The sequence below is a fragment of the Mesorhizobium sp. B2-8-5 genome (assembly GCF_006440675.2).
In the GTDB taxonomy this organism is placed as follows: Bacteria; Pseudomonadota; Alphaproteobacteria; order Rhizobiales; family Rhizobiaceae; genus Mesorhizobium.
Map to the genome: position 1 here is coordinate 2,367,726 of NZ_CP083951.1, position 22,253 is coordinate 2,389,978.

A 22,253-nucleotide genomic window follows, 5' to 3' on the forward strand; every position below is an offset into this window, starting at 1 on the left:
GCTTCCGGCCCGGCAGGTCTGCCGCGCCGTGCAGATATCGGCCTCAAACCACAGGAGACAGCAATGAAGCATCAGACCTCATATGAACTTCAATCGGTGGCAGTCGTCGACCGGCTTGGATTGATTCCGCTTGCAACGAGAACGCAGCGGATCGAGCGGTGGGCGGAACTGCTGGACCGCAATCCCCTTCGGTGCCTGTCCGCGCTAACGGGCACCGAATATGTCGATCCCGAGGTTCGCGAACGCGTGCGCGCGGACGGATCGCCGCTCGCGGTTGCGTTCGATGATCCGTTGCTGCGCGCGGCCGGCTTGCAGTCCGACACCTACGGCGAGGCGAAGCGCTTTTTCGAATTGTCCGATTGGCAATTGCATGACGTCGTGTGCAGCTGCCATGCCGGCGCGACGATGCAAGCCAGCTGGGCTGCCGCGCGGGTCCGCCGGATCATAAAAGGCAACCGGATTCTCGGCTGGCTCAGAAGCCGCCTGACGCATTGAGAATGCTGGTCGCCCGGCGAACGCAGGTCGCCGGCGGCTCGGCTGTCTGGGATCAGTGCAGCAGACAAGCTCCGCGCAGCCGCGCCATCCTGCGCATGATGGTGTTCAGCCAGTCGGCGATCGACGACCCTTCGGGCCTTTTGTCGATATCTTCAAGCGCCTGTTCCAAAGTGTGCTCGACAAGGCGGTCGGAAGCGCCGGCATCGTCCAGCAGCAGACGCGCGGTGAGCCGGAGTTTGGGGAGCAGCGCTACGACGTCCTCCGCCGCGGTCGCCGGCTGCGCGAAGGTCAATGGCTCTGCAGAGGGCTCCGGCTGGAACAGCGCATCGACCACGACAGCACGGTTTGACGACTTGCTCAGGCTGCTCGCGAACCGCAAACGCTCGGGGATGGCGATCTCGTCATACCCGCTGAAGAAGACGAAAGGCACGTTGCGCCGCATCAATTCATCCGCTACCGGGAAAACGTGGCGGCCATGCAGATTGATATCCAGAATCGCTGCGTCCGCCGCCTTTGCATGTCGCCCGGCCTGCTCCACTGTCGCTGCCGGTCCGAGGATGATAGCGCCCATGTCAGCGAAGAAAGTCGCCAGATCGCTGGCCACCAGCCACTCGTCTTCCGCGATCAAGAGGTGAAGTCCCCTGAGGTTTCGCACACGAAGCTCCTTAGTTCATATTCTCATTGTGGTGAGACCTCGGTCGCGGGGCATGCCGGGTCGATACCCGGCGCGTATATCCACGAGATCGCAGGGAACCCAATTGGTAGAACGCGGCGACGTGTGAACCGTTCCAGCCGTTCACTGCGCGCGCTTCGATCGGGATCCGACAGGCATGGAACCATTCCGCCGGCCTGCGGTTCGGCGTGAGGTCGGCCGGAAACCATGACTATGACGTCGCACGGCGAAGCTCCCAGGGACGACAACGGGGTCGAAATGCCGAATGCGTCCGCGACCTTCCGGAAAGAGCGAGAATCCCAAGCGGAGTGGTGTTGGCGCTGATGCTGAAATACGGCAACGAGCCGAACGTGCTCGATCGCGAGGCTGCAAAGCTCGAGCGCGACGCGGAGAATAGGGAGACACGCGGTGCTAGCTGATCCGATGGTGCTCATCCTAATGTATTTCGTCTTGCCGGTCTGGCTGATTGCGGGCTTTGCTGACTGGCTCTGCCATCGCGCCACCCACATCGAATCGACGACCGGTGCGAAGGAATCGCTCATTCATTTGCTGATGTTCGCCGAGGTTGGAATCCCGCTGCTTGCGGCAATGTTCCTGGAGGTGAATGCCTTGGTGATCGCCGTGATGATCGTCACCTTCTTCGTCCACGAAGCGACGGCGCTGTGGGACGTTCGCTATGCGACCACCGCGCGCACGGTGAGCCCGATCGAGCAGCATGTGCACAGCTTCCTGGAAATGATCCCGCTGATGGGTCTGGTCATCGTGGTGGCGCTGCATTGGGACCAATTCCTGGCTCTGTTCGGCGCCGGAACGGAAAAGGCTCGCCTCGATCTAACCTGGAAAGAACAGCAACTGCCGGTGACATATATTGCCGCCGTGATGATCGTCATCGTGCTGTTCGAACTGCTGCCCTATGTGGAGGAGTTCTTCAGAGGTTTGCGCGCCAACTCAGGCCGGCTGGTGCCTGCCAAGGCCAGACGGCATGAGCCCGGCGACACCGCGACGCGGTGAGTTTAGCTATCCTCTCAGCCATTCTGGTCGATAGCGTGCGGCGATGGATGCTGGGCGCCACCGCGCGGGCGTCCGCCGTTTTGGTCAAACCAGACCCATAGCGCGACCAGAACGATCACCAGAATGCCAAGTGCAATTAGGATACGACGCATCCGCAAGCCGAGGTGCTTCAGCCGCCCGGCCTGTTGGCGGCAGGGTCGGAGCCGACGCCAACTACGGGATCGGGCGCCACCGGGCCGCGCTCGACTTCCGAACCTTCCGGCTCGATCTCCTGGACGGCTTGATCCCAGTGTTCCTGCTGGCGGCCCTCGGGGCGGCCTTCACGCTCCCAGATTTCATGGGCGCGTTGCCTGATGCGTTCTTCCCCGTCCATGACGAGCCTCCTTTCGCACCTCCCGTAGCGCTGCCCGCGCCTAATTGATTGCCTGCACGTTTGTTCCGTCCGGTCAAAACTTGGCTGCCGTGTATCGTGCTGGATCGGGAACGTCGCCTTCGCGCCATTGTTACTTCTCCATGAGAAATGGAGATCAGCCATGAACAATCAGAACCGCCGCGAGACGGGCGCCACAAAATATCCCGCTAATAGCGATCCGGATCCTGCCGACCAATTTTCGCAGGAAGCTGCCGAGAATGAAAAGCCTCGCGAAGGCATGGGTCTCACCAGACGACAGGGCGAGGTCGAGGACAGGACCCATCAGTCGGAGGGCCGCAATCCGCCGCGCCAGACCACGCCCAGCCCGGCCACGCAAAAGAGTTCAGGGGCCGGTCCCTCTGTCGCGGAGCATTCCAAGGACGCCAAGGCGCCGAGGAGTGGTCGTCAGTCCGGCGCCTACGTGAAGGAATGAACTGCGCCGCGGTCGTCGCGGAACATAGCCATGACTTCTAAGTTCAGGGACTGCCGCCGCCGACGATCCGGCGGCGGATTGTGAGGCTCTGGAACCGTCCGGAGCCGCCGCAACCATGGCGAATCGATACTATGAACAAAAGCAGCGTCACGCGAGTACCTGCGAGAACGGGCGGCGGCCGTTGGGCCGCCTTTCGCTACTTGCTGGAGAAAACCAACGGGTGCATCTCGACCAACGCGACAGGCTTCGCCGCCGGTCAAAGCCCGTCGATTGAGATGTCCAGCCGACCATTGGCCGAGAACGTGTTCGTGTTCGGCACTTTGAAAAGAGGCTTTCCGCTCCACGATGAAGGCCTGTCGGGCGCGCGATTTATCGGCCCGTGCCGTACCAAACAGCGATATCCGATGCTGATCGCAGGGCCACGCTTCGCCCCGATGATGTTCAATGAGCCAGGGAGCGGCCTTCATGTCAGCGGCGAGCTTTATATCGTCGATGAATGCGTTCTGGCGAAGCTCGATAGCATTGAGTCAATCGGCAAACCGGGGAACTTTCGCATCCTGATCGAGATCGATCCTGTCGCGGACGGGTCAAGCACGCTGGCACATGTCTACATGAAGTCTCGCAGCCTTGCTGATCCGATCCAATCCGGATTGCTCGACCGCTACGAGGATCGGCGTTTCATCCGGGAGGACCCGGCAAAGCCCGGCCCGCGATGTTGTCCGTGACACAGGATTGCGGGGCCGGGCCCAGCCTAGGTGAGGGCACAAAGGCCAAATCAACATTGCCCCATGAATGACGGGACTGCGTTAACATAGGTTGTTGATTGCGGCGGCAATTACGCGCTTCTTTTTGTGCGAAATCGTCAGCGGCAAAACGATCATGCGCACAGAACGCATCAAACGTTTTCGCAAACCGGTTATCGTGCAGCCCGGCAGGGTCGATCGTGATCGGGTGGTGGTCACTGTGCTGGATGCGGCCGACATCCTTCTGCATACTTGGCCGCAACCGGACTCCAGCGCGCGACATCATGCAATCAGGGCATGTTTGTCGGTGTTGCGGGACGGAAAGCCTCCACGCGTGGCACGCCAGGCCTTCGTCGCCGCCGCAAAAGACGCAAGGATTTTCCTTGGCGACCAGACTTAAGGTCGGCCGCTATTTCGCCTGCGAGCCCCTCTCCCGGCGCCTTGAGCATTTCGCCAGAGCGGATAAAGGCTTCTGTCGCTCTCGATCCTGTCCAGCAGCACGCGGGATTGCTGCAGCAGAATTTGGGCCTGGGCAATGGCCGAGCCGGTTTCATCCATCAGACGCTCCGCGCGCATGCGTGTCCGGAGAAGGTCTTCCAGGTACAATTGAATGCTATGCGAGCGAAATTCATCCATAGCGCCGAACAGCGAAGCAAGCCGCATGTTCCATTCAGTCGATGAGCCCGTGGTCATCAGACAGAATGGCGACCACGACGAACGGTGGTGCCCCGGCTGTCAGTGACCCGTTTCGCATGTGGCGCATGTACTGGCTTGCTCTCGAGGGAGCCGCGCTCTCTCAGCCAGATAGCCAACAGCACCAGGACGCCCGTCGACAAAAATTCGCTCTGCCAGGCGATCATCAGCTCCAACGCACCATCCAGGCATGGTTGCGATGCAGGCGTAGCGCTAGGCGCGCACCCGTCGCCGTCCCTCCACAGCCGCTGTCGACCTTAGGCAGCCATGCAAAACGGCAACAGGCTGCTATTCGATTTGAGCGTCTCCCAGCGCCTTGGAAATGGCGCCGACGATTTGCCGGAGCTGCACCGGCTTCTGCAGCCGCTCGATGTCGTCGAACCGGTCGGGGATCACCTCCTGATCGTAGCCGGTGATGAAAACGAACGGGATACGGATATCCTTGAGGGAATCGGCCAGGCTGAATGACGGCCCGGGCCCGAGGTTGATATCGAGCAGAACCGCATGGGGGCGCCGCTCTTCGAGTTCAGCCCTTGCAGCCCGATCGGATGGACATGGCCCGATGACCTCGGCGCCGGCGCAGCGCAACGCGCGCGCCGCCTCGAGGGCGATGTAATATTCGTCCTCCACGACCAGCACAGTGCGGCCGCCGAGATCAGATCCTCCCATCACAGCCAGTGCTCCTCCAAACACCGTGTCACCCTTAGGAGCGCTTCTTGCTGCCCCTGGCGACCGCCAAATTGACGCGGCGGATGACTCCCTTTGTCATCTTTCCGCAATCCAGCCTCCCGCTCCAATATTGGCTGACGATATTAGTGGTCGACGCATGTCGGAGCGGAAAGGAATATGGCTCAGCGTCGCGAAATCTCAATGGCAGCGCATCTTCAGATACCATTTGCGTCTGTTTCCTCGCGTGCTGGGTTCTGCAACGCCTGCTTGAAGGCCTCGATCAACGCCGGCGGGCAGGGTTCGCCCTCGTGGAGATTTTCGTAAAGCGACCGGACGATGTCCTCGATCGGCACCGCCAGATCGGACGGCGAGAGCTCACGCGCTACAGCCGTGATTTCGCAAAAACCAGAGCTGTTGGGAGCGGAGATCATTGTGTTCTTCTTACTGTTCGGCTGAACGCCTTGCGGGCGATCCCAGGCGCCATTTCGACCGGGTCCGCCGGTGACGCTGAAGATGTCTGCGCTCGGCGCCGGTGCCCGACATAACGCAGGTTAAAGCAACTCTTTCCCGGTTCGGATAAATCTCAGCCCTGGCTTGACAAAACGGCTGCAGCCAAAGAGAGCCGGAGGGCCCGCCTAACTCTACCCCCAGGCGAGGCGGGCCCTTTCTCCTGATCGGACCCTTGCCGCGCCGAAGCTTCCAAAGAATTTCCGCCTTCCTCTCATGGGTTAATGCGTGGCCGCGAGGCCGGGCGCAATTATCAACTGCAAGACAGCAAAAGCGCGGCTAAGGGAGGTTGCGGCGTGATCAAATATCATCCTGTGCGGCTCAACGAACTCATCGAACATTACATGGAAACGCGTTCCTCGAACCGCTCGCCGGTGTCCGTGGCCGCGGCCACGCGTGCCATCTTGACGGTCATGCCGGATTGCTCGGTCGAGAGCCCGCAATTGAGCAACATGATCGCGCGATCGGCCGTAAAGCACGGCCATGTCGTGAGCTTCGACTTGATGGGCATCTGATCCGGCGACGAACCTTCAGCGGTGCCGGCAATGGCTGGCGTGTCATTTCCGGTATGTGACGCGCCAGTTCCATAGGATCGTAAGGCTTCTCAGGTCTGCGACTTTCGCGTCGTAGCCGGTGGCGAAAACCAGCGGCAGCCGCCGGCAAAGTCGACGGTTGCGGCGAGGTCCAGAGGGAGGACGGCGGCGTCGACGCGATCATGACAGGCTTCCATCGCTTCATAGTTGGTCGCGACAGGACCGATGACAGCCAGACCGAGCGCAGCGAGCGCTTTGGTGATATCCTGTCCCAGAAAAATACTTGTCTTCCATCTCGAGCACGCGAGCACCGGCGACCTTCTAATCCATTGGCCTGCCTCCCCCGACGGCGAGTCGCCGCGCCCAAGCTCGACATTAACATAGGTAAGGTCGCCGGCGGATCATTCTGTGTACCACGGGACAAGAGGATAAGGATGAGGCGACCTCTGATCCGCAAGCTCGAGAAATTCACGCGGCTTTCGCATGCCGACAAGGAGATGCTGGTCAAAATCGCGGCGCAACGTGTCCGGCGCTTCTCCGCCCGAGAAGACATTATCCATGAAGGCGAGAAACCTGAATTTATCAACCTGATCAACGAGGGCTGGGCCTACCGCTATAAGACCCTCGAAGACGGACGCCGGCAGATCATTGCGTTTTTCCTCCCCGGCGATCTGTGCGATCTCAACGTCTTCATCCTCAAGGAAATGGACCACTCGATCGGTGCCATCACGCCGGTCGTAGTCTCGGAAATTTCACGCGCCGCTTTCGACGAGATGATGATCCGGCACCCGCGCATCACTCAGGCACTGTGGTGGGAATTGCTCGTGGCGGCGGCCATCCAGCGCGAGTGGACGGTCAACCTCGGCCAGCGCGATGCGCTCGAGCGGATGGCGCATCTGTTATGCGAGTTGTTCATCCGGCTGGAGGCTGCCGGCTGCACAAGCAATAGCAGTTGCGAATTCCCGTTGACGCAGACGGAGTTGGGCGAGACGCTGGGTATGTCGACGGTTCACGTCAATCGTACGCTGCAGGAGTTGCGCGCTTCGAATCTCATTGTGCTGAAGGACAGGACGCTCACCATTCCCAATCTCCAGGCATTGCAGGACGTCGCGCTTTTCAATCCCAACTATTTGCATCTCGATCGCGAAGGCAGGCATCTCGATGCTAATGAGGAGTGATGTCCAAGGGCCCGCCCAACAAGCCGCTTGAACGCGGTCTGGCCAATGTCAACGCGGCCATGCGCGAGCATGCGCGTGCCGAGGCCCGACTGCGTGACGGCGAGGAGAACCTGCAGGATTTCGGAGAGGCCGCCTCGGACGTATTGTGGATCCGCAACGCCGAGACGCTGCAGTGGGAATACCTGACGCCCGCCTTCGATGCCATTTACGGGATGAGCCGTGAACAGGCCTTGGCCGGCAACCACTTCGCCACCTGGATCGAGCTTATCGTGCCCGAAGATCGCGAGTATGTGCTGGGCCAGATCGAGCGCATTCGCGAGGGCGAACGCGCGACCTTCGAATACCGCATATGCCGGCCAGCCGACAACGAGATACGCTGGCTGCGCGATGCCGATTTTCCGATGCGCGATGAAGCGGGAAAGGTCGCCCATATCGGTGGCGTCGGCCAGGACATCACGCGTCAGCGGGAAGCCGAGGAACGGCAGCAGGCGCGCTTCGCTGAATTGCAGCATCATGCGCGCAACACGCTGGCGGTCATCCGTTCGATCGTGCGGCGTACGATGGAAAAGAGCGAATCGCTGGACGAGGCGGCGGCTCATCTGGAGGGTCGCATCAACGCTTTCGCCCGTGTGCAGGCAGCCATCACGCGGCGCCCGTCCATCGGCATCAATCTGGCGTCGATCGTCGCGGAAGAATTGCGCGCCGCAGGTGGCCGGGAAGACGAGAACCTGATGATCAAAGGCCCGTCCGTGGCTCTGGGGCCCAAGGCCGCCGAGACAATGGGGCTGGCCATTCACGAGCTGGCGACGAATGCCCTGAAGTACGGAGCACTTTCAAGTCGCGCGGGCCGCATCGACATCGAATGGCAGCTGGAAGAAGACACGCTCCGCTTCACATGGACAGAAAGCAGTCCCCATGATTTCAGCCCCGCTGAGCGGCGCGGCTTCGGCCTGGAGGTGCTGGAGCACACCTTGCCTTACGAGCTCGGAGCGACGGTGGATTTGCGGATCGCTCCGAGCGGTCTCAATTTCATGGCTGTCATCCCGCTTGAGGCCATCGGCAGCCAGTAGCACCACGGGCGGCGGCTGAATTGCCCTTCTATTCTTTGTTTCAAAACAATTCCGAGAGGAAAGCCGCTCACACTTTCCTGGAATGCTCCAGGCCCGGCGATATCCGTCAGCTGTTTCGCAAAAAGCGGGCCTCGTCCTCATCTCTCTGGCGGCCACCAAGCACTCCGGCGACGGCCGCGATGAAGGCGCCGATTACCAGAGACAAAGCTCCGATCAGCGCGGTCGTGGCGCTTGCCTTGCGAGCCTTATCGGCGGCCGTCTTGGCCTTGTTCTTGGCATCCTCGATCCGCGCCAAGACGTCGTCGACCCGCTTCAGCGCATCAGCCTGTGGAAGACCCGTGCGCGACGCTACCAGGCGGGCGAGATAAGCCTTGTCGTCCGCGCTCATTTCCCCGTTCGCGGCGCCGACCGCCAGTATGCGTGATGCCTGGGCCGTGGTGTCCGCGTTGTTCTGGGGCGCGCCAGCCGCGGGAGGCGCGGCAGCGGCTGCGTTGTCGGCCGGCCGGAACAACGAGTCGACGAAGTATCCGGCCAAGTCATTGGCGGATGGCGACTGCGCCGAGGCCCGCGAAGCCGCGCCGGTGGCGGCGCCGCTCAACAAGCCGGTCGCGGCCTGGGTGCCTGCGCCGACAATCCCCGAGATCGCCGAACCAAGGACGGTCGCCACCAGCAAGGTAGCCAAGGCCCAAGCGAGGAAGCCATGCGCCGTATCACGGAAATACACCTCGTCGGTGTGGACGTTGACCCATTTGGTGCGAAGCCGCCCGGCAATATAGCCTCCCAGCGCGGATGAGAGCCATTGCACGATGACAAGCCAGATCGCGGTCGAGACCGCAAATGTCGTCAGGGAGGCGCTGCCCCAGGGCGACATCATGGTCAGGCCAAGCCCGGACCCTACGAGCATCAGGACGACTGTAAGGGTTGAGGCCGCAAAAGCGCCGGCCACAATGGGACCCCAACTGACCGCGGAGCTCGACGTTTCGATTGCGGCCGGTTCATCGACCCCGGAAAATGCATTGGTCATCGTCGGGCTCCTAACGCGCGAAAAGCATCAAAAGAATTATGATCGGGATTGGAACGCCGAGCAGCCAGAGCAGAATACCTCGTCCCATTTCTTCCTCCTGGAAATCATGTTCAGATGCTTGTACCTAATTCCCGGATTTGGCTTTCGTTCCTTTCGACGGATGAAGCGCCGACTTGATCCAAAGCTGGGGGCTTCAGCGGGCAAAGCCCGCCCGCAAGGGGGAACGGGCGGGCCTCGATCAGACAATTGAGGCCTGAGATGGCGCATGGGGACGCGACATGCGCCATCGCCGGTCGAACTGAGGTTTTGCCTAGATATTCCCGGAGAACTCAGCAATCAGGACAGTCAAAATGGCCGTACCAACATCGCTCAAGGCGGCTAATGCCAGTATCCAAGAATAGCGTCTACCGGCGCCACTTCGACATGGTGGGAGTAGCGCTTGGTGAAGAGCTTCAGGATGTTTTCATAGGCTTCATCGGACGTGCTGCAAATGGCGTCCTCCGCCAAGATCGTTCGATAGTCGAGATCGACAGAGCCGAGCAAGGTCGCCAGAACGCACATGTCGGCCTCGCCGCCGCTGACGATGACCTCCTCGACGCCTTCGGACTGAAGCACGCGAGCAAGTTCGCCGCTCAGCCACGGTGAATAGATCGGTTTATCGAACAGGCACGCCGGCGGGATGTGGATGGCAAGCTCGGGCAGAAGTTCGACCATCTCCTTGCCGGCCCTTGCGATCGTCATCTCCGCCAGATGCTCATATTCCACTGACCATGGCCTTTGCCCGGATTCCACGCCGGGATGAACCTGGTGAAGATCGTGGCTTCCGGTTGCTTGCGCACCAGCCTGTGAACTTGTGGCAGGCAGCCATTCGACCGCCCAAGGCCCCAGCGGCGTGACATCTGCTGCATGTTACGCAGATATGGACGGCTTTCTCCGAGATCGGTGAGAGCGCTGCCAAAGTATTTTGCCTTCAAATCGCGGCGCGTTCGAAATCGCGAGAAGCAGTTCGCGTGTCGAAATCCCGCGTCGGGCCGGACTCTTTGATGCGACAGGCTAAGACGCGTATTGCGCGTGCGAACGATACATCTTGATGCGTTCGAATTCCCTCGCGTGCGCCTTGGCCATGGCCGCGCACCGTTCGCGTTCGAGAAGGCGCGAGATCATGGAGGGTACAAACCCACGCCGCGCCCTCCATCTCGCGGAGGCAGAGCCCAACGGGTTGGCTGAAGCATCTAACTTGCCGTCCAAGCCACTTCGACACCAAACGGATCCAACTCACGATCCGCCCGGCCGCGGCCGGGCTATTTTTCAGAGCATGGAATGAGGCGCCTGGGGAACAAAGGGCAAGAACGGTTGTTCGGTGCCACCAAGACCAAAGGAGCCTTGCCCCATGAGCACGCGGACATTCTTTATCCCATCGGCGGCCGCTGCGTTGATGCTTGCCTTTCCGGCCTTCGCGGCCGACGACGCGCAGACCTTCGTCAACAAGGCAGCCATCGGCGGGATGTTCGAAGTGGATTCGAGCAAAATCGCGCAGGACAACGCGAAGGATCAGCAGATCAAGAATTTCGCCAAGCGGATGATCACCGATCACGGCGCGGCGAACGCCAAGCTGCAGAAGATCGCCGGCGAGCAGAAGTTGCAGGTACCGGCGCAATCCGATGCCAAACATAAGAGCGATCTGGAACGATTGCAGAGCACGACGGCCTCACTGGACCAGCCTTACGTAGAGATGCAGCGCAAAGCGCATGCAGACGCAGTCGGCCTGTTCGAGGCGTACGCCAAGGATGGAGACAATCCCGCCCTCAAATCTTTCGCGGCGGAGACGCTGCCGACGCTGAAGATGCATCAGGACATGATCGAGAAGATCGCCGGCGGCAGCGCGGGCATGCCGGCGGTTAAATCGGCATCGACGCCCAAACCATCCGCTCCTGTCCCCGGCGCGAACAGCTTCACCGAAGCGCAGGCGAGGAAGCGCATCGAGGATGCCGGCTACGGGGACGTCTCGGCGCTCGCCAAGGACGAACAGGGCATCTGGCGCGGTCAGGCGACGAAGGACGGCAAGGGCACCGCCGTTGCGCTCGACTATCAGGGCAACGTCTTTGCCAGCCAACAATAAACAGGAGAACCGACATGCAAACGATCACCGCTCTGTTTGACGAGTATGACGACGCCGCTGACGCCGTGGGCGCGCTGGAGTCCATCGGCGTCCCGTCATCCGACATCAGCATCATGGCCAACAATGCCCGCGGCTGGTACCAGAACACGCAATCCCCAGCCTCCGAGGATGCCGCAAGCGGCGCCGGCATCGGCGCGGTCGTGGGTGGCGCTGGCGGCCTGGCAACAGGCCTGGGCGCCATGGCGATACCGGGCGTCGGGCCGGTGGTCGCGGCGGGCTGGCTGGCGGCAACAGCCGCGGGCGCCGTCGCCGGAGCGATTGTGGGCGGCGCCGCCGGCGGCATCATCGGCAGCCTGACGGATGCGGGCGTGGCGGAGGAAGACGCGCATGTCTATGCCGAAGGCGTCCGCCGCGGCGGCACGCTGGTGACGGCTCGCGTCGAGGATGACCTCGCCTCGGAAGCCCGGGAAGTTCTCCGCAGCTCCGCGTCAGTCAACATCGCCGACCGCCGTAGTGAATACCAAGCGGGCGGATGGGCAGCGTTCGACCCGGCTGCCGGCGATTATTCGGCTGAAGATGTCGAGCGCGAGGCTGCGCGACGGCGGGAAGCATGAGCGTCGCCGGCGCCTGCGGTGCAACAGCAAAGCCCGTCAGGAGTTCGGCATGAAACGGGTGCTTTTGCCGCTGCTGCTGCTGATGATGGTCATGGCGCTCTGTTACTGGGCCTTCGCCTATGTCGGCACCGGCTGGCAAACAGCGCCCGTCAAACGCACACCAGAACAAAACCAAGGCGGGAATGCGCCGCAGGATACCTCGCCAGCCGCCGGCATCACGAAGAATCCCCAGGACGCCAGCAAAATGCCGGGAGTTCAGTAATTGTCGAAGCCCGTCACTTCCCAGATCGCTACTCTCGCGGGACGAATTTGTTGAAGCGGCTGGTGCTGCCCTCCGAGGTCATGTCCTGGTGAACGAACATCAAGTTGTTGTCGTCCAGCACTTTGAAGAAATCTTCCCATTCGATCGGCTTCAGATCTTCATCGCCTCCGCCGAAATCGACCCGCGGCATCGCGGCCTTCCCCGGCGCCGCGACGATGGCAGGCCTGCCATCGCGCGCTTCGATCCATGCTCGGATCACTTCGTGATTTGAGGTCGTCATAGCCTCGCTCATTGCGGCCTCCTGTCGACGGTTTCCTCTCGAAAGAACCCGGAAGACATCCCGCTTGTTCCCGCCGCGCCCGCTTTCGCGAGATTCGCCGCAACCGAATATCCGCAGACGAAGAAGGGCCCGATGCCTCCATGCGGCAACGGGCCCTCATGGGCCTTGATGGGACCCCGGATCGCTGGAGGGAGGGCGATCTTCTCTCGAACCGGCATGCGCTCGAAATGTTCCGGCAAAGTCCTGTATTTCTATTGGTCGGATGAACACGTCAGAGTTTCACGGCACCTTCCCTCGCCCATAGCCGCAACCTGCGGCAAGCCTCGACGAACGAGCGCGCGGAACCGCCGCCATTAAGCTCGATGAGCCCCTCGTCCGCATCGGTCGCTACCCCGGCGCTTGCCAGCAGAGGTCCGGCCTCCGCGACGAAGCCGATGAACTTCAGATGGGCGAAGGCGTCAGACACGAAGTCCTTTGCGGCAGCATCTCTGGACAGCATCTCGGCGCCTTCCTCAGATACGAGCAGCACGACCGCGTCGAAGAGAACCGACGGTCCGCCGTCGATCATGTGGTTGGCTTCGATCCAGCTGCCATCCCCGGCCTCGACACCCCCCACCTTGCGCGCCACGATTTCCACCTTGGCGCCCTCCGCGTGCGCCGCATCCCGCACCGCTTGCAGAAGGCCGGAATCGATGCCGTCGCTGACGAGCACGCCCATCTTACGGCCCTTGAAGCTGTCCGGCCCGTTATTGATGATACTGAGTGCGGGCGACGGCTCGAGATCATCGCGAGTCGGCACGGCGGCATCGGCCGCGGGAGGCATCGTCTTGATGCCGAGCTTGTCGGCGACAGTGACCGCCAGCGTCCCGTCGATGTTGAGCAGATGGGAGATCATCCGCTCGCGGATGACTGGCGTCTCGACCTTGCTCAGTTCGAACGTCAAAGCCATCGCGATGTGACGCTGCTCAGGCTCGGTCTGACTGAGGAAGAATTGCCGGGCCTGGCTGTAGTGATCGGCGAAGCTCTCCGCCCGCAGCCGGACCTTCTGTCCCTCCTCCGCATCGGCAAAGGAGCGGAAGCCCCGCTCAGGCGCCTCGCGCGGCCCCTCGCCCCAGGAATTCGGCTGATAGTTGGCGCGGCCAGCCGGGTTGCGCATCGCCATGTGGCCGTCCTGCTGGAAATGATGGAACGGGCATTTCGGCGCGTTGATGGGAAGGTGGGTGAAGTTGGGGCTGCCCAGACGCTTGAGCTGCGTATCGAGGTAGGAGAAGTTGCGTCCCTGCAGCAGCGGATCGTTGGAAAAATCGATGCCCGGCGGCACGTTCTGCGTCATGAAGGCGACCTGCTCGGTTTCGGCGAAGAAATTCTCCGGCATGCGATCGAGAACAAGGCGGCCGACCGGCAGCGGCTCGATGACCTCCTCTGGAATGATCTTGGTCGGATCGAGGATATCGAAGTCGAAACTCTCGGCGAAATCCTGGTCGAAGAGCTGCACGCAGAGCTCCCATTCCGGAAAATCGCCGGACCGGATGGCGTTCCAGAGGTCGCGACGGTGAAAATCGGGATCGGCGCCGTTGATCTTCACGGCCTCGTTCCAGACCACCGACTGCATGCCGAGTTTCGGCTTCCAGATGAATTTCACGAAGGTCGATTCATCCTTGGCGTTAACCAGACGGAACGTGTGCACGCCAAAGCCCTGCATGAACCGGAAGGACCGCGGAATGGCGCGGTCGGACATGATCCACATGATCATGTGCATCGATTCCGGAGTCAGCGAGATAAAATCCCAGAAATTGTCGTGCGCGGATTGGGCCTGCGGGAACGCCCTGTCTGGTTCCTCTTTCACGGCATGGACCATATCCGGAAACCTGACCGCATCCTGGATGAAGAAGACCGGGATGTTGTTGCCGACCAGATCCCAGTTCCCCTCCTTGGTGTAGAGCTTCACGGCGAAGCCCCGGACATCCCGCGCCAGATCAAAAGACCCTTTGCTGCCGGCGACGGTCGAGAAACGAACGAAGGCTGGTGTCTTTTCGCCGGGCCGCTGGAAGATATCGGCTTTCGTATACTGGGCGAGTGACTCATACGTCTCGAAGAAGCCATGGGCGCCGTAGCCACGCGCGTGGACCACGCGTTCGGGGATGCGCTCATGATCGAAGTGGAAGATCTTTTCGCGGAAATGAAAATCCTCGATCAGCGTGGGACCACGTTCGCCGATCTTCAACGTGTTGTGGTCATCCGCGATCGGCGTACCAAGCGCCGTCGTCTGCACCTCGACCTCGCCTTCGGCCACCTGATGCAGTTCGCCGCCATTGCCGCGGACAAGTTCCTGGTCATGAATCTCAGCCACGGTCGTAGCGTCGGCCGGGGAAGCTTTCTTCGGCATTGTCGGTTCCCTTGTGCTCGCTGAAATGATGTTGCCGAACGAGCAATATGGCCGAATGTTCCAGCCGGTTTAGCGAGGCATGCCGTGGCGTGAGCTAGCTTGGAACAGCGTCCGATCCTTCCTCTGCTCCGCTGGCTTGGCAGGGGAATCGCATATGGCGTTTTTGGGGTTGAGTTTAGGCTGAGAAAGGATTCTTTGGAGAGGCAGTTGAGCGAAGGAGCGACTGCCATTTCCTGTCTTGAGAGCTACTTTGGCGCGGTGCCTGATCCCCGCGCGCCCAACGCCACGCACCGGCTTGGCGACCTGATCGTGATGATGATCGCGGCAAGCCTGTGCGGTGCCAGTAATGCGACGGAATTTGCCTTGTTCGCACAGGAGCGCAAGCAAGCGCTGTCGCGGCTGATCGACTATGACGCAGCTCCCAGCCACGACACTTTCTCGCGGCTGCTGCGCCTGCTCGACCCGGAGGCCTTCGGTCGCGCTTTTGCCGCCTTTGCCGCCGCTTTCGCCCGAGCCAGCCGAGAGACGCCCGAGGTGGTATCGCTTGACGGCAAGGCTTTGCGGCGGGCCTACGAGAAGGGCTTGGCAGCCAGTCCGCCGTTGACGGTGTCGGCCTTCGCGGCCGAGACCCGGCTGTGCCTGGCGGCAGTCTCGCCGAGTGATGGTGAGAACGAAGTCGAGGCCGCGCTCAAAGTCGTCGAACTCATTGATCTTACGGGCAGATTGGTCACCGCCGACGCGCTCCACTGTCATACCCGAATGGCTGCGGCCATTACCCAAAGAGGTGGCGATTACCTGCTTGCGCTGAAGGGCAACCGGCGTCATTGGCTGCGCCGTGCCAACTTGAAACTGGCCGACGCGACCCCTTCCATTGCCGAGCGGACCGAGACCAGCCACGGCCGCAACGAATGGCGGCAAGCCGAGATCGTGGCGGCGGCCGAGCCGCTGATGCCTGGCCATCTGGCCTTCATCCGCATCACCAGCCGACGCGATCAGGCCAAGCCGTTGATGCGCCTGTTCATGGCCTCCACGCTCATGTCGCCTCAGCAGGCGCTCGACCTCACTAGAGCTCATTGGCAGATCGAGAACGGCCTGCATTGGATGCTCGATGTCCATCTTGATGAGGATCTCAGCCGTGCCCGCAAGGACAATGCTCCCGCCAACACAGCCCTTCTCAATCGCCTCGCTAGAAACATCCTTCAGGCCGCCGATGCTGCCAAAGTCCCCATCAGCCATCGCATCAAGAAATGCGCCTGGAACGACGACTATCTCATCAATGCGATCACTCATATGCGATAGCCCTGGCTGGCTTGGGGACAGCCCGGGTTATCCGAGAGGATGCGCGAGCCGGCACCCTCTCTCGGTGCCAGGTAAGAGAATTCGGCGCCACCAGCGCTGCAGGAACTCGGCCTTTGAATTAGCTCTTCATCCGATTGCCCATGGAAGGTTTCACAGGCGAACAATTCCGGCCATGATTGTTCCGGAGGCGGCGCGATCAGAACGTCGTCACTGGCCGTCAATTCGGACGGGCTTTGCGCGCACGCAACGTGATCGCAGCGTCCAGCTTTCGCGCCAGTTCCAGCATTCGAGAAGGCGCTTCTTGGTGTGCCAACGCATCCAAAGCCACGGCTATTTCGCGCTCCACTTTTGTGGTGTCGGAAGACAACTCTTCCGGACTGAGCACTTCATCAACCTTCCGTGCCACTGCCTCTTCCTAACATAAGTTAACGACAGCACATTAACCCATTGGGGAAAATAAGGTTCCCGCCGACGACGTTCCGCCGTCGACGAGGCCCAAAACTTCTCGCCAGCAATTCGCCTTGATGACCATGGCGAATTGTCAGCCCGTGGCCGCTGGTGCCGTTCTCGCGATTTGAAAAAGAATGGCCGAGGGATACCGCTACCGCGACGCGCTATCGCTATTAAGCCTCTTTGCAGCCCATCAGCGCCGAAGCCACGCTGTTTCTATTCCACCCGGCCCTCTCAGCCATTTCGATTAGTTTCGTCGAGGCGCGATGCGAGGGCATCTTGGCAATCACTATCATAATGGGCGGCATTGACCTCATGTTTGGGCGGTCGTCATCTATCTGAGTTCATGAAAGGGCGGCGGAATGCAGAGCGCCGAACTGCCGTCAGGCGCTCCGCCGGCATAAGCGTGAGTGGGGCGGCCGTTTCCGATAACGGGAGGTCCCGGTCTTCAACGAAAATGTCTTTCCGACGCGCGAAGGCCCACAAAAATGCTCCTCGCCGTCTCCGCGTCGATTCTCCGGCCAAGACGGCCTTGCAAGCCCGAATGGCTGCCCTCTGCTCCGGGCTGTTGCCGCACCAGTCAACCGCGAATTGGTAGGCCTCGATCACCGTATTGAGTTGACGCGGGAAGCCCAACCCGACCCACACGCGGACTGGTTTTTCGAAAGGTTTGGAAAGCATCGCGAGCTCCGTTACACTCCCGATGCCTTCAGGCTGTCAATCCACCACCGCGGCCGCTCGTGCCCGTCATCCAAGGCGGCGGAGCACTCACGTCCTCGACGATTTAGCAGATCTGGCAAAGCCGGAAAACGCGGACTGCGCCGACGTCAGCGGGTAATCACTGTCGAAGGCCCGCTGGCGAGCGCGAAGGGCGGTGTCGTAGATCGGACCGCGTTTATGCTTTGGCCATTCATACAAGAATTCCACAGCGTCTTCGAGACACGCGATCTCTTGGATGGAGGCTGTTTCCACTTTTTACGAAAACAGGGCTGTCGAACATCCGATCGTTCATAAGATCCTCCAAATCGAACGAACAATTGAGCTTCCGGGCAGGCAAGGAGCCGACAGCGGCTACCTTAGTTCGCCGGACCATACGAGATCATACGAAGGGTATGGGTTGGCTAACCATCCGCTAACCCGTTGATTTTCTTTAGCACCCTACGGGCCCACTGCAACCGTTGATCTTGTTGATGAAATTGCTTTCGGCCCGGGGGGGCGGGCTCGGCAGGGTGCCCGCGCGGCTCGACGATTTGTCAGCTTCGTTCGCCGGAGCCTCGCATTTCCTCGATTTCTTCCGGCTCTTTGTCGTCCACTTCGGCGATCTCGTTGCGAGCGTCATCGTTCGCCTTGATCAGCTCATCGAGTTTCGCTTGGAGGGCTTGAGTGTCGCGATGCTCGGCCCTTTGGATAAGCAGCGTCATTGCCCACGTGATCAGCGTCGCGGCGCCGTGCCAGTCAAGCGTTTCCCGTTCAAGGACAAGCCAACAAACAGTATAGCCGCCCAGAATCAAAAATGCCGCTGGCCGGGACGTCAACGTGCCGACCTTGGTCAGCGCTTCTCGAAGCTGCAATGTCGCCATGCGTGCGAACGGCTGAGGGCAATGCGGGTTCCCGCAAAAGCGGCTGGCGGCGGGAGGTGTAGTGCCTCCCCACGCGTCGCCAAGCCAGGGGAGGCTTACTTGTTAAGTCCGTTGGGCGCACGGTCTCCAGGCGACCCAGGAAGAAGCTGACCGTGTTCATCGTCGAGTCATGGAATTTCGCGGGATGTTCGGGTTCCCAACCGTCCATCGATCCGTTCGTTCCTCGCGGTTTCGGATTAGCGGGAACCTCAGTGCCACGGTCCGGTTATCTCGCTGCGAGGAGATGCTCCATGAATGCGACGAAGGAATTCCTGCGCAGCTGGCTGGAAGAGAATGTCGGTAATTTGCTCGCCGATACCGCGGTCAGCGTTCCGATGCTGGCGCAGCAGTTCGAGCAGGACGCCGACGCCGCCGGCTACGGTCGCGAAGTGCGGGAGCAGGAGGTCGGCAACATCGAAGAAGCCATCCAAAGCGCGCTTGATAAAACCGGCGCGGAAAATGCGAAGACGGACTCGAATTCCGATGAGGAGAATTCACTGGCACCGGTTATCGATGCCTTGGAAGCTGCCGATCCCAACCACGAGGCGCCGGACGACGCCGAGGGCCTGCGGTGAGGGTCAGCAGCGGCGGAACAAAGGCTGATGCCAAGGGTTTGGCACCGATTTGTCCATGGCAGCCATGCAGCCCTTCCGACGAACAGAGACGCATACGATGATGAAGTCCCCTGGAAAGAGCGATCCTGTCGGGTCGGAATCAAGCAATAATCAGGCGAAGCGGCAAACAGAGACATTGCCGGAGCAAGACCCCGCGGAAGGATCGCGCAAGACGGTGGATCGCGAGTTGGAACGGCAAAAGCGCTCGCCTGGGGCTGAAGATCGAAAGTCCGGACGACAGGCGCTGCGGGATCAGGTCGAGGAAGAGACCGAGCTGCCTCAGAAAGGGTCGGCCTGATCGCGAGCAGCGACGCGACTGCTCTCGTGACAACAAGGTCCAAGCGGAACCTGCTCCTGTTGCTTTCAGCGGCAACGGCTGGGCTGGCGCTCTACAACAATCTTCTCGCGAGACGGGCATTGGCCGGACGCCCGCTCGGGCGTTTCATCCACCTCCGCGGAACCAAGCTGCATTTCCTGGAGGCGGGAGACGGGCAACCGTTGCTGCTCCTGCACGGCAACGGCGCTTCGGCGGAGGACTTCACGACAAGCGGCATCTTCGACAAAGCCGCTGCCAAGTATCGTGTGCTTGCCTTTGACAGACCCGGCTTTGGCCTGAGCCCACGCCCGGTGGGCAGATTTTGGACCGCCGGCGCCCAGGCCGATCTCATCCAGGCCGCGGCCGAAAAACTCGGCGTCGAGCGCTATGTGGTTGTCGGGCATTCATGGGGAGCCGCCGTGGCGCTCGAGATGGCACGCCGGCACACCCGATTCGTCGCCGGTGTTGTCGTTGTCGCTGGCTATCACTATCCGCCGCCAAGGCTGGCGCTAGCCATCTCCGCGCTGCCGGCGGTCCCGCTGATCGGGACGGTATTGCGTCACGCCATACTGCCTTCGCTGGTCAGGCTGAACTGGCGCTGGGCGATGGAGAAGATATTCCACCCGGCAAGGGTCGCGACCCTTTTCGCGGCAACGACAAGCGGGCTGGCGAGCCGCCCCTCGCAACTGCGGTCCATCTCTGCGGAATCCTTCCTGATGCTGGCGTCGGCTCTGTTCCCCAATCGTCGATATGCCGACATCGCCATTCCTGTCGGGATAATTGCCGGCGCAGGTGATCAGCTGTTTGATGCCAAGGCCGAGGCGCTACGGCTGCACGCCGAGATAGACCACTCGCTGGTCGATATCGTCCGGGATGCCGGACATATGGTGCATCAAAGCAAGCCGCAGGCGGTTCTAGCAATGATCGACAAGGTTGCCGCTCTCGCGAGCGTTGCCGACCCGGTCTCTGGGGCCCCTATTCAAGTCTCCGGTTCCTAAGACACGTCCGCGTCGCCTTGCAACGAGCCATCCGGTCAGGAACCGGGTGGCTGCAGCAGGCCAGCGCATAAATCCCGGATGGCTTGAGGCAGGACCTCGAGAGCAAGCCTGCTGGATTGGCCGGAACGGCATGGTGGCACGGTCGAGGACGATGCTTTCCCGAGCCGGGTCGATCTCGCACACCACATGAGGACAACGCAGTACGCCCGTCTCGTGACGAATTGGTGACTGCGATCGGTCTGCGTCCAGAGGAGTACGGCACTCATTCGCTTCGGCGCGAAGGCTTCGATGATCTACAAGGCGACGGGCAATATCCGCACCATCCAGATCGTGCTCGGCCACTCAAAGATTGAGAATACTGTCCGATATCTTGGCGTCGACGTGGAGGACGCACTGCTCTTGGCAGAGCGGACCGAAATCTGACGCTGGGCGGTCACCGTCGCAGCGCGGATGACCGTTTCAGCTCCCGAGACTACGTTGCTTGTCTTGGGGTGGGAAGCGGAGGTGCAGGTTTCGGGCGATCACCCCGGGAAAGCTGCCCTGCATGTGGCAATGAGCTTCGGCGGCAACGCCTATGTTGGCCGCACTCTTGCGCTCTATCGTTGACCAAAAGCTGTCGTGGCCAAGCCCATTGCCCAATTCCCTCAGGCAATTACTGCTCAGAGTGTCAGGTTCACCGCTCCAGGCAGATTGCCACTCCTTGTCCGCCGCCGATGCAGAGCGATGCCAATCCTTTTTTCGCGTCGCGGCGGACCATCTCGTGCAGTAGCGTCACCACGATGCGGCAGCCGGAGCCGGCCAGCGGATGTCCAAGCGCGATGGCGCCGCCGTTAATGTTGATAATGTCCTCGTCCCAGCCCATCTCACGATTGACCGCGATGGCCTGCGCGGCGAAGGCCTCGTTGATCTCCATCACGTCGAGGTCGGACGCCCGCCAGCCAGCCTTGTCGAGCGCGCGGCGCGAGGCCGCCACCGGTCCGAGGCCCATGTCCATCGGTTCGACACCGGCGCAAGCATAAGACGCGATGCGGGCGAGGGGGGTCAGGCCGAGTTCCTTCATCCGCGCCTCCGACATCACCAGCACCGCCGCTGCCCCGTCGTTGAGGCCTGACGAGCTGCCTGCCGTGATCGTTCCCGCCGCATCGAAGACCGGTCTCAGCCGGCGGAGGCCTTCCATGGTGGTGGAAGGATTGGGATGCTCGTCACGCTCGACGACAAGGTCACCTTGCCTGGCCTTGATCGACACCCGCGCAATCTCGGCGTCGAACCTGCCAGCCCGGATGGCGGCGTCCGCCTTCTCCTGCGAGCGCAGCGCGAAGCGGTCCTGTTCCTCGCGGGTGATCTGGTAGCGCTGCGCCAGCGCTTCGGCGGTTACGCCCATATGCACCTGATGGAAGGCGTCCCACAGCCCGTCGGTGATCATCGAATCCTTGACGGTCCGGTCGCCCATGCGGATGCCGGCGCGGGCGCCGTGAATGAAATGCGGCGCCGAGGTCATCGAATCCTGCCCGCCGGCGATCACGCAATCGGCGTCGCCGCAGCGAATGGCCTGCGCGGCGAGATGGATCGACTTCTGGCCGGCGCCGCAGACTTTGTTGACCGTCATCGCGGGGACGCTGACCGGCAGGCCTGCCTTGAGCGCGGCCTGTCGCGCCGGATTCTGCCCGGCGCCGCCGGTCAGCACCTGGCCCATGATCACTTCGCTGACGGCATCGGGCGCGAGCTGCGTTGCCGTCAGCATCGCCTGGATAAGCTTCGCCCCCAGCTCCGCCGCCGAAAGGCTGGCGAACGCGCCGTTCAGCTTGCCGATGGGAGTCCGCTTCGCGGCAACGATATGCACGGCATCCATAGTCTG

The 22,253-nt window shown here is 61.4% G+C and carries 28 protein-coding genes and 1 pseudogene; 16 read left to right on the top strand and 13 right to left on the bottom strand.

Annotation, left to right across the window (positions count from 1 at the left end):
• The first annotated feature begins 63 nt into the window (after nt 1–63).
• The gene (locus tag FJ430_RS11480) at nt 64–495 is read left to right on the top strand and encodes a hypothetical protein (RefSeq protein WP_140646342.1); all 432 of its coding nucleotides are present in this window, start codon (nt 64–66) and stop codon (nt 493–495) included.
• A gap of 52 nt (nt 496–547) precedes the next feature.
• Here the strand turns inward: FJ430_RS11480 and FJ430_RS11485 are convergent, their stop codons facing one another.
• The gene (locus FJ430_RS11485; RefSeq protein WP_226892159.1) at nt 548–1,123 is read right to left on the bottom strand and encodes a response regulator; all 576 of its coding nucleotides are present in this window, start codon (nt 1,121–1,123) and stop codon (nt 548–550) included.
• Nucleotides 1,124–1,576: 453 nt separating this feature from the next.
• Between FJ430_RS11485 and FJ430_RS11490 the strand changes: the two genes are divergently transcribed.
• On the top strand, nt 1,577–2,179 hold the full coding sequence (locus tag FJ430_RS11490) for a diguanylate cyclase (protein ID WP_140646340.1): 603 nt from the start codon (nt 1,577–1,579) through the stop codon (nt 2,177–2,179).
• Nucleotides 2,180–2,348: 169 nt separating this feature from the next.
• On the opposite strand, the gene FJ430_RS11495 is transcribed toward FJ430_RS11490, so the two are convergent.
• Nucleotides 2,349–2,552, bottom strand: coding sequence for a DUF2934 domain-containing protein (locus FJ430_RS11495; protein WP_140710569.1), 204 nt, complete (start codon nt 2,550–2,552; stop codon nt 2,349–2,351).
• A gap of 160 nt (nt 2,553–2,712) precedes the next feature.
• On the opposite strand from FJ430_RS11495, the gene FJ430_RS11500 reads away from it, so the two are divergent.
• From FJ430_RS11500 to FJ430_RS11510, 3 genes are all read left to right on the top strand, one after another.
• Entirely contained in the window at nt 2,713–3,024 is a 312-nt protein-coding gene (locus FJ430_RS11500) for a hypothetical protein (protein ID WP_140654189.1), read from the top strand.
• 131 nt (nt 3,025–3,155) lie between these two features.
• On the top strand, nt 3,156–3,749 hold the full coding sequence (locus FJ430_RS11505) for a gamma-glutamylcyclotransferase family protein (protein WP_226892160.1): 594 nt from the start codon (nt 3,156–3,158) through the stop codon (nt 3,747–3,749).
• A gap of 91 nt (nt 3,750–3,840) precedes the next feature.
• Complete coding sequence (locus tag FJ430_RS11510) at nt 3,841–4,167, top strand: DUF982 domain-containing protein (protein ID WP_226892161.1); 327 nt, start codon at nt 3,841–3,843, stop codon at nt 4,165–4,167.
• A 292-nt stretch (nt 4,168–4,459) separates the two neighbouring features.
• Here the strand turns inward: FJ430_RS11510 and FJ430_RS31685 are convergent, their stop codons facing one another.
• The 3 genes from FJ430_RS31685 to FJ430_RS11520 all read right to left on the bottom strand — a co-directional run bounded on the left by FJ430_RS31685 (nt 4,460) and on the right by FJ430_RS11520 (nt 5,560).
• Nucleotides 4,460–4,627, bottom strand: a complete 168-nt coding sequence (locus tag FJ430_RS31685) for a DUF6766 family protein (protein WP_319023015.1) — start codon at nt 4,625–4,627, stop codon at nt 4,460–4,462.
• Nucleotides 4,628–4,748: 121 nt separating this feature from the next.
• Nucleotides 4,749–5,129 (bottom strand): response regulator, encoded by a 381-nt coding sequence (locus tag FJ430_RS11515; RefSeq protein ID WP_140710571.1) that lies wholly within the window; start codon nt 5,127–5,129, stop codon nt 4,749–4,751.
• Nucleotides 5,130–5,344: 215 nt separating this feature from the next.
• The gene (locus tag FJ430_RS11520; protein WP_140710573.1) at nt 5,345–5,560 is read right to left on the bottom strand and encodes a hypothetical protein; all 216 of its coding nucleotides are present in this window, start codon (nt 5,558–5,560) and stop codon (nt 5,345–5,347) included.
• 372 nt (nt 5,561–5,932) lie between these two features.
• Here FJ430_RS11520 and FJ430_RS11525 point away from each other — a divergent pair, with 372 nt between their 5' ends.
• The 3 genes from FJ430_RS11525 (at nt 5,933) to FJ430_RS11535 (ending at nt 8,417) form a co-directional block, all read left to right on the top strand.
• Nucleotides 5,933–6,151 (top strand): hypothetical protein, encoded by a 219-nt coding sequence (locus tag FJ430_RS11525; RefSeq protein ID WP_140710575.1) that lies wholly within the window; start codon nt 5,933–5,935, stop codon nt 6,149–6,151.
• 452 nt (nt 6,152–6,603) lie between these two features.
• Nucleotides 6,604–7,347 (top strand): Crp/Fnr family transcriptional regulator, encoded by a 744-nt coding sequence (locus tag FJ430_RS11530; protein ID WP_140654302.1) that lies wholly within the window; start codon nt 6,604–6,606, stop codon nt 7,345–7,347.
• Nucleotides 7,347–8,417: a sensor histidine kinase gene (locus FJ430_RS11535; RefSeq protein WP_140710577.1), complete on the top strand. Its 1,071-nt coding sequence runs from the start codon at nt 7,347–7,349 to the stop codon at nt 8,415–8,417. The genes FJ430_RS11530 and FJ430_RS11535 overlap by 1 nt, the downstream gene beginning before the upstream one ends.
• A 106-nt stretch (nt 8,418–8,523) precedes the next feature.
• Here FJ430_RS11535 and FJ430_RS11540 read toward each other — a convergent pair whose 3' ends face one another.
• Together FJ430_RS11540 and FJ430_RS11545 are read right to left on the bottom strand one after the other, a co-directional pair.
• Complete coding sequence (locus FJ430_RS11540; protein WP_140710579.1) at nt 8,524–9,441, bottom strand: hypothetical protein; 918 nt, start codon at nt 9,439–9,441, stop codon at nt 8,524–8,526.
• Nucleotides 9,442–9,819: 378 nt separating this feature from the next.
• Nucleotides 9,820–10,182: a cysteine hydrolase family protein gene (locus FJ430_RS11545; protein WP_264296144.1), complete on the bottom strand. Its 363-nt coding sequence runs from the start codon at nt 10,180–10,182 to the stop codon at nt 9,820–9,822.
• Between the two features lie 649 nt (nt 10,183–10,831).
• Here FJ430_RS11545 and FJ430_RS11550 point away from each other — a divergent pair.
• From FJ430_RS11550 to FJ430_RS11560, 3 genes are read left to right on the top strand one after another with little or no spacing between them, the layout of a single operon-like run.
• Nucleotides 10,832–11,560 (top strand): DUF4142 domain-containing protein, encoded by a 729-nt coding sequence (locus FJ430_RS11550; protein WP_140710583.1) that lies wholly within the window; start codon nt 10,832–10,834, stop codon nt 11,558–11,560.
• A gap of 14 nt (nt 11,561–11,574) precedes the next feature.
• Nucleotides 11,575–12,174 carry a hypothetical protein gene (locus FJ430_RS11555; RefSeq protein WP_140710585.1) on the top strand — a complete coding sequence of 200 codons (600 nt, stop codon included), beginning with the start codon at nt 11,575–11,577 and terminating at the stop codon, nt 12,172–12,174.
• Between the two features lie 49 nt (nt 12,175–12,223).
• Nucleotides 12,224–12,436 (top strand): hypothetical protein, encoded by a 213-nt coding sequence (locus FJ430_RS11560; protein ID WP_140710587.1) that lies wholly within the window; start codon nt 12,224–12,226, stop codon nt 12,434–12,436.
• 28 nt (nt 12,437–12,464) lie between these two features.
• Here FJ430_RS11560 and FJ430_RS11565 read toward each other — a convergent pair whose 3' ends face one another.
• Both FJ430_RS11565 and FJ430_RS11570 read right to left on the bottom strand, forming a co-directional pair.
• The gene (locus FJ430_RS11565) at nt 12,465–12,728 is read right to left on the bottom strand and encodes a hypothetical protein (RefSeq protein ID WP_140710589.1); all 264 of its coding nucleotides are present in this window, start codon (nt 12,726–12,728) and stop codon (nt 12,465–12,467) included.
• A 259-nt stretch (nt 12,729–12,987) separates the two neighbouring features.
• Nucleotides 12,988–15,102 carry a catalase gene (locus tag FJ430_RS11570; protein WP_140710591.1) on the bottom strand — a complete coding sequence of 705 codons (2,115 nt, stop codon included), beginning with the start codon at nt 15,100–15,102 and terminating at the stop codon, nt 12,988–12,990.
• Between the two features lie 207 nt (nt 15,103–15,309).
• Between FJ430_RS11570 and FJ430_RS11575 the strand changes: the two genes are divergently transcribed.
• Nucleotides 15,310–16,401, top strand: coding sequence for an ISAs1 family transposase (locus FJ430_RS11575; protein WP_226891885.1), 1,092 nt, complete (start codon nt 15,310–15,312; stop codon nt 16,399–16,401).
• A gap of 217 nt (nt 16,402–16,618) precedes the next feature.
• On the opposite strand, the gene FJ430_RS11580 is transcribed toward FJ430_RS11575, so the two are convergent.
• From FJ430_RS11580 to FJ430_RS11590, 3 genes are all read right to left on the bottom strand, one after another.
• The gene (locus tag FJ430_RS11580) at nt 16,619–16,807 is read right to left on the bottom strand and encodes a hypothetical protein (protein WP_140646326.1); all 189 of its coding nucleotides are present in this window, start codon (nt 16,805–16,807) and stop codon (nt 16,619–16,621) included.
• A gap of 812 nt (nt 16,808–17,619) precedes the next feature.
• Nucleotides 17,620–17,823, bottom strand: coding sequence for a DUF982 domain-containing protein (locus tag FJ430_RS11585; RefSeq protein ID WP_319023006.1), 204 nt, complete (start codon nt 17,821–17,823; stop codon nt 17,620–17,622).
• Nucleotides 17,824–18,104: 281 nt separating this feature from the next.
• Nucleotides 18,105–18,431, bottom strand: a complete 327-nt coding sequence (locus FJ430_RS11590) for a low affinity iron permease family protein (protein WP_140711010.1) — start codon at nt 18,429–18,431, stop codon at nt 18,105–18,107.
• Nucleotides 18,432–18,721: 290 nt separating this feature from the next.
• On the opposite strand from FJ430_RS11590, the gene FJ430_RS11595 reads away from it, so the two are divergent.
• The 4 genes and pseudogenes from FJ430_RS11595 to FJ430_RS11610 all read left to right on the top strand — a co-directional run.
• Entirely contained in the window at nt 18,722–19,045 is a 324-nt protein-coding gene (locus FJ430_RS11595; RefSeq protein WP_140711011.1) for a DUF768 domain-containing protein, read from the top strand.
• 55 nt (nt 19,046–19,100) lie between these two features.
• Entirely contained in the window at nt 19,101–19,382 is a 282-nt protein-coding gene (locus FJ430_RS11600) for a hypothetical protein (RefSeq protein WP_140646323.1), read from the top strand.
• Between the two features lie 59 nt (nt 19,383–19,441).
• Nucleotides 19,442–20,398, top strand: coding sequence for an alpha/beta fold hydrolase (locus FJ430_RS11605; protein WP_226892164.1), 957 nt, complete (start codon nt 19,442–19,444; stop codon nt 20,396–20,398).
• Between the two features lie 96 nt (nt 20,399–20,494).
• A pseudogene (locus FJ430_RS11610) lies at nt 20,495–20,821 on the top strand (tyrosine-type recombinase/integrase); the annotation flags it as partial.
• A 250-nt stretch (nt 20,822–21,071) separates the two neighbouring features.
• Here FJ430_RS11610 and FJ430_RS11615 read toward each other — a convergent pair.
• Nucleotides 21,072–22,247 carry an acetyl-CoA C-acetyltransferase gene (locus FJ430_RS11615; RefSeq protein WP_140711013.1) on the bottom strand — a complete coding sequence of 392 codons (1,176 nt, stop codon included), beginning with the start codon at nt 22,245–22,247 and terminating at the stop codon, nt 21,072–21,074.
• Nucleotides 22,248–22,253: the final 6 nt, after the last annotated feature.

Excerpts from the sequence above, each read along its gene's own strand:
- FJ430_RS11570 (WP_140710591.1), bottom strand. The coding sequence starts at position 15,102 with ATGCCGAAGAAAGCTTCCCCGGCCGACGCTACGACCGTGGCTGAGATT.
- FJ430_RS11590 (WP_140711010.1), bottom strand. The coding sequence starts at position 18,431 with ATGGCGACATTGCAGCTTCGAGAAGCGCTGACCAAGGTCGGCACGTTG.
- FJ430_RS11535 (WP_140710577.1), top strand. The coding sequence starts at position 7,347 with ATGTCCAAGGGCCCGCCCAACAAGCCGCTTGAACGCGGTCTGGCCAAT.
- FJ430_RS11565 (WP_140710589.1), bottom strand. The coding sequence starts at position 12,728 with ATGAGCGAGGCTATGACGACCTCAAATCACGAAGTGATCCGAGCATGG.
- FJ430_RS11595 (WP_140711011.1), top strand. The coding sequence starts at position 18,722 with ATGAATGCGACGAAGGAATTCCTGCGCAGCTGGCTGGAAGAGAATGTC.
- FJ430_RS11530 (WP_140654302.1), top strand. The coding sequence starts at position 6,604 with ATGAGGCGACCTCTGATCCGCAAGCTCGAGAAATTCACGCGGCTTTCG.
- FJ430_RS11495 (WP_140710569.1), bottom strand. The coding sequence starts at position 2,552 with ATGGACGGGGAAGAACGCATCAGGCAACGCGCCCATGAAATCTGGGAG.
- FJ430_RS11545 (WP_264296144.1), bottom strand. The coding sequence starts at position 10,182 with ATGACGATCGCAAGGGCCGGCAAGGAGATGGTCGAACTTCTGCCCGAG.
- FJ430_RS11540 (WP_140710579.1), bottom strand. The coding sequence starts at position 9,441 with ATGACCAATGCATTTTCCGGGGTCGATGAACCGGCCGCAATCGAAACG.
- FJ430_RS11505 (WP_226892160.1), top strand. The coding sequence starts at position 3,156 with ATGAACAAAAGCAGCGTCACGCGAGTACCTGCGAGAACGGGCGGCGGC.
- FJ430_RS11550 (WP_140710583.1), top strand. The coding sequence starts at position 10,832 with ATGAGCACGCGGACATTCTTTATCCCATCGGCGGCCGCTGCGTTGATG.
- FJ430_RS11480 (WP_140646342.1), top strand. The coding sequence starts at position 64 with ATGAAGCATCAGACCTCATATGAACTTCAATCGGTGGCAGTCGTCGAC.
- FJ430_RS11615 (WP_140711013.1), bottom strand. The coding sequence starts at position 22,247 with ATGGATGCCGTGCATATCGTTGCCGCGAAGCGGACTCCCATCGGCAAG.
- FJ430_RS11500 (WP_140654189.1), top strand. The coding sequence starts at position 2,713 with ATGAACAATCAGAACCGCCGCGAGACGGGCGCCACAAAATATCCCGCT.
- FJ430_RS11520 (WP_140710573.1), bottom strand. The coding sequence starts at position 5,560 with ATGATCTCCGCTCCCAACAGCTCTGGTTTTTGCGAAATCACGGCTGTA.
- FJ430_RS11600 (WP_140646323.1), top strand. The coding sequence starts at position 19,101 with ATGGCAGCCATGCAGCCCTTCCGACGAACAGAGACGCATACGATGATG.
- FJ430_RS11515 (WP_140710571.1), bottom strand. The coding sequence starts at position 5,129 with ATGGGAGGATCTGATCTCGGCGGCCGCACTGTGCTGGTCGTGGAGGAC.
- FJ430_RS31685 (WP_319023015.1), bottom strand. The coding sequence starts at position 4,627 with ATGATCGCCTGGCAGAGCGAATTTTTGTCGACGGGCGTCCTGGTGCTG.
- FJ430_RS11560 (WP_140710587.1), top strand. The coding sequence starts at position 12,224 with ATGAAACGGGTGCTTTTGCCGCTGCTGCTGCTGATGATGGTCATGGCG.
- FJ430_RS11555 (WP_140710585.1), top strand. The coding sequence starts at position 11,575 with ATGCAAACGATCACCGCTCTGTTTGACGAGTATGACGACGCCGCTGAC.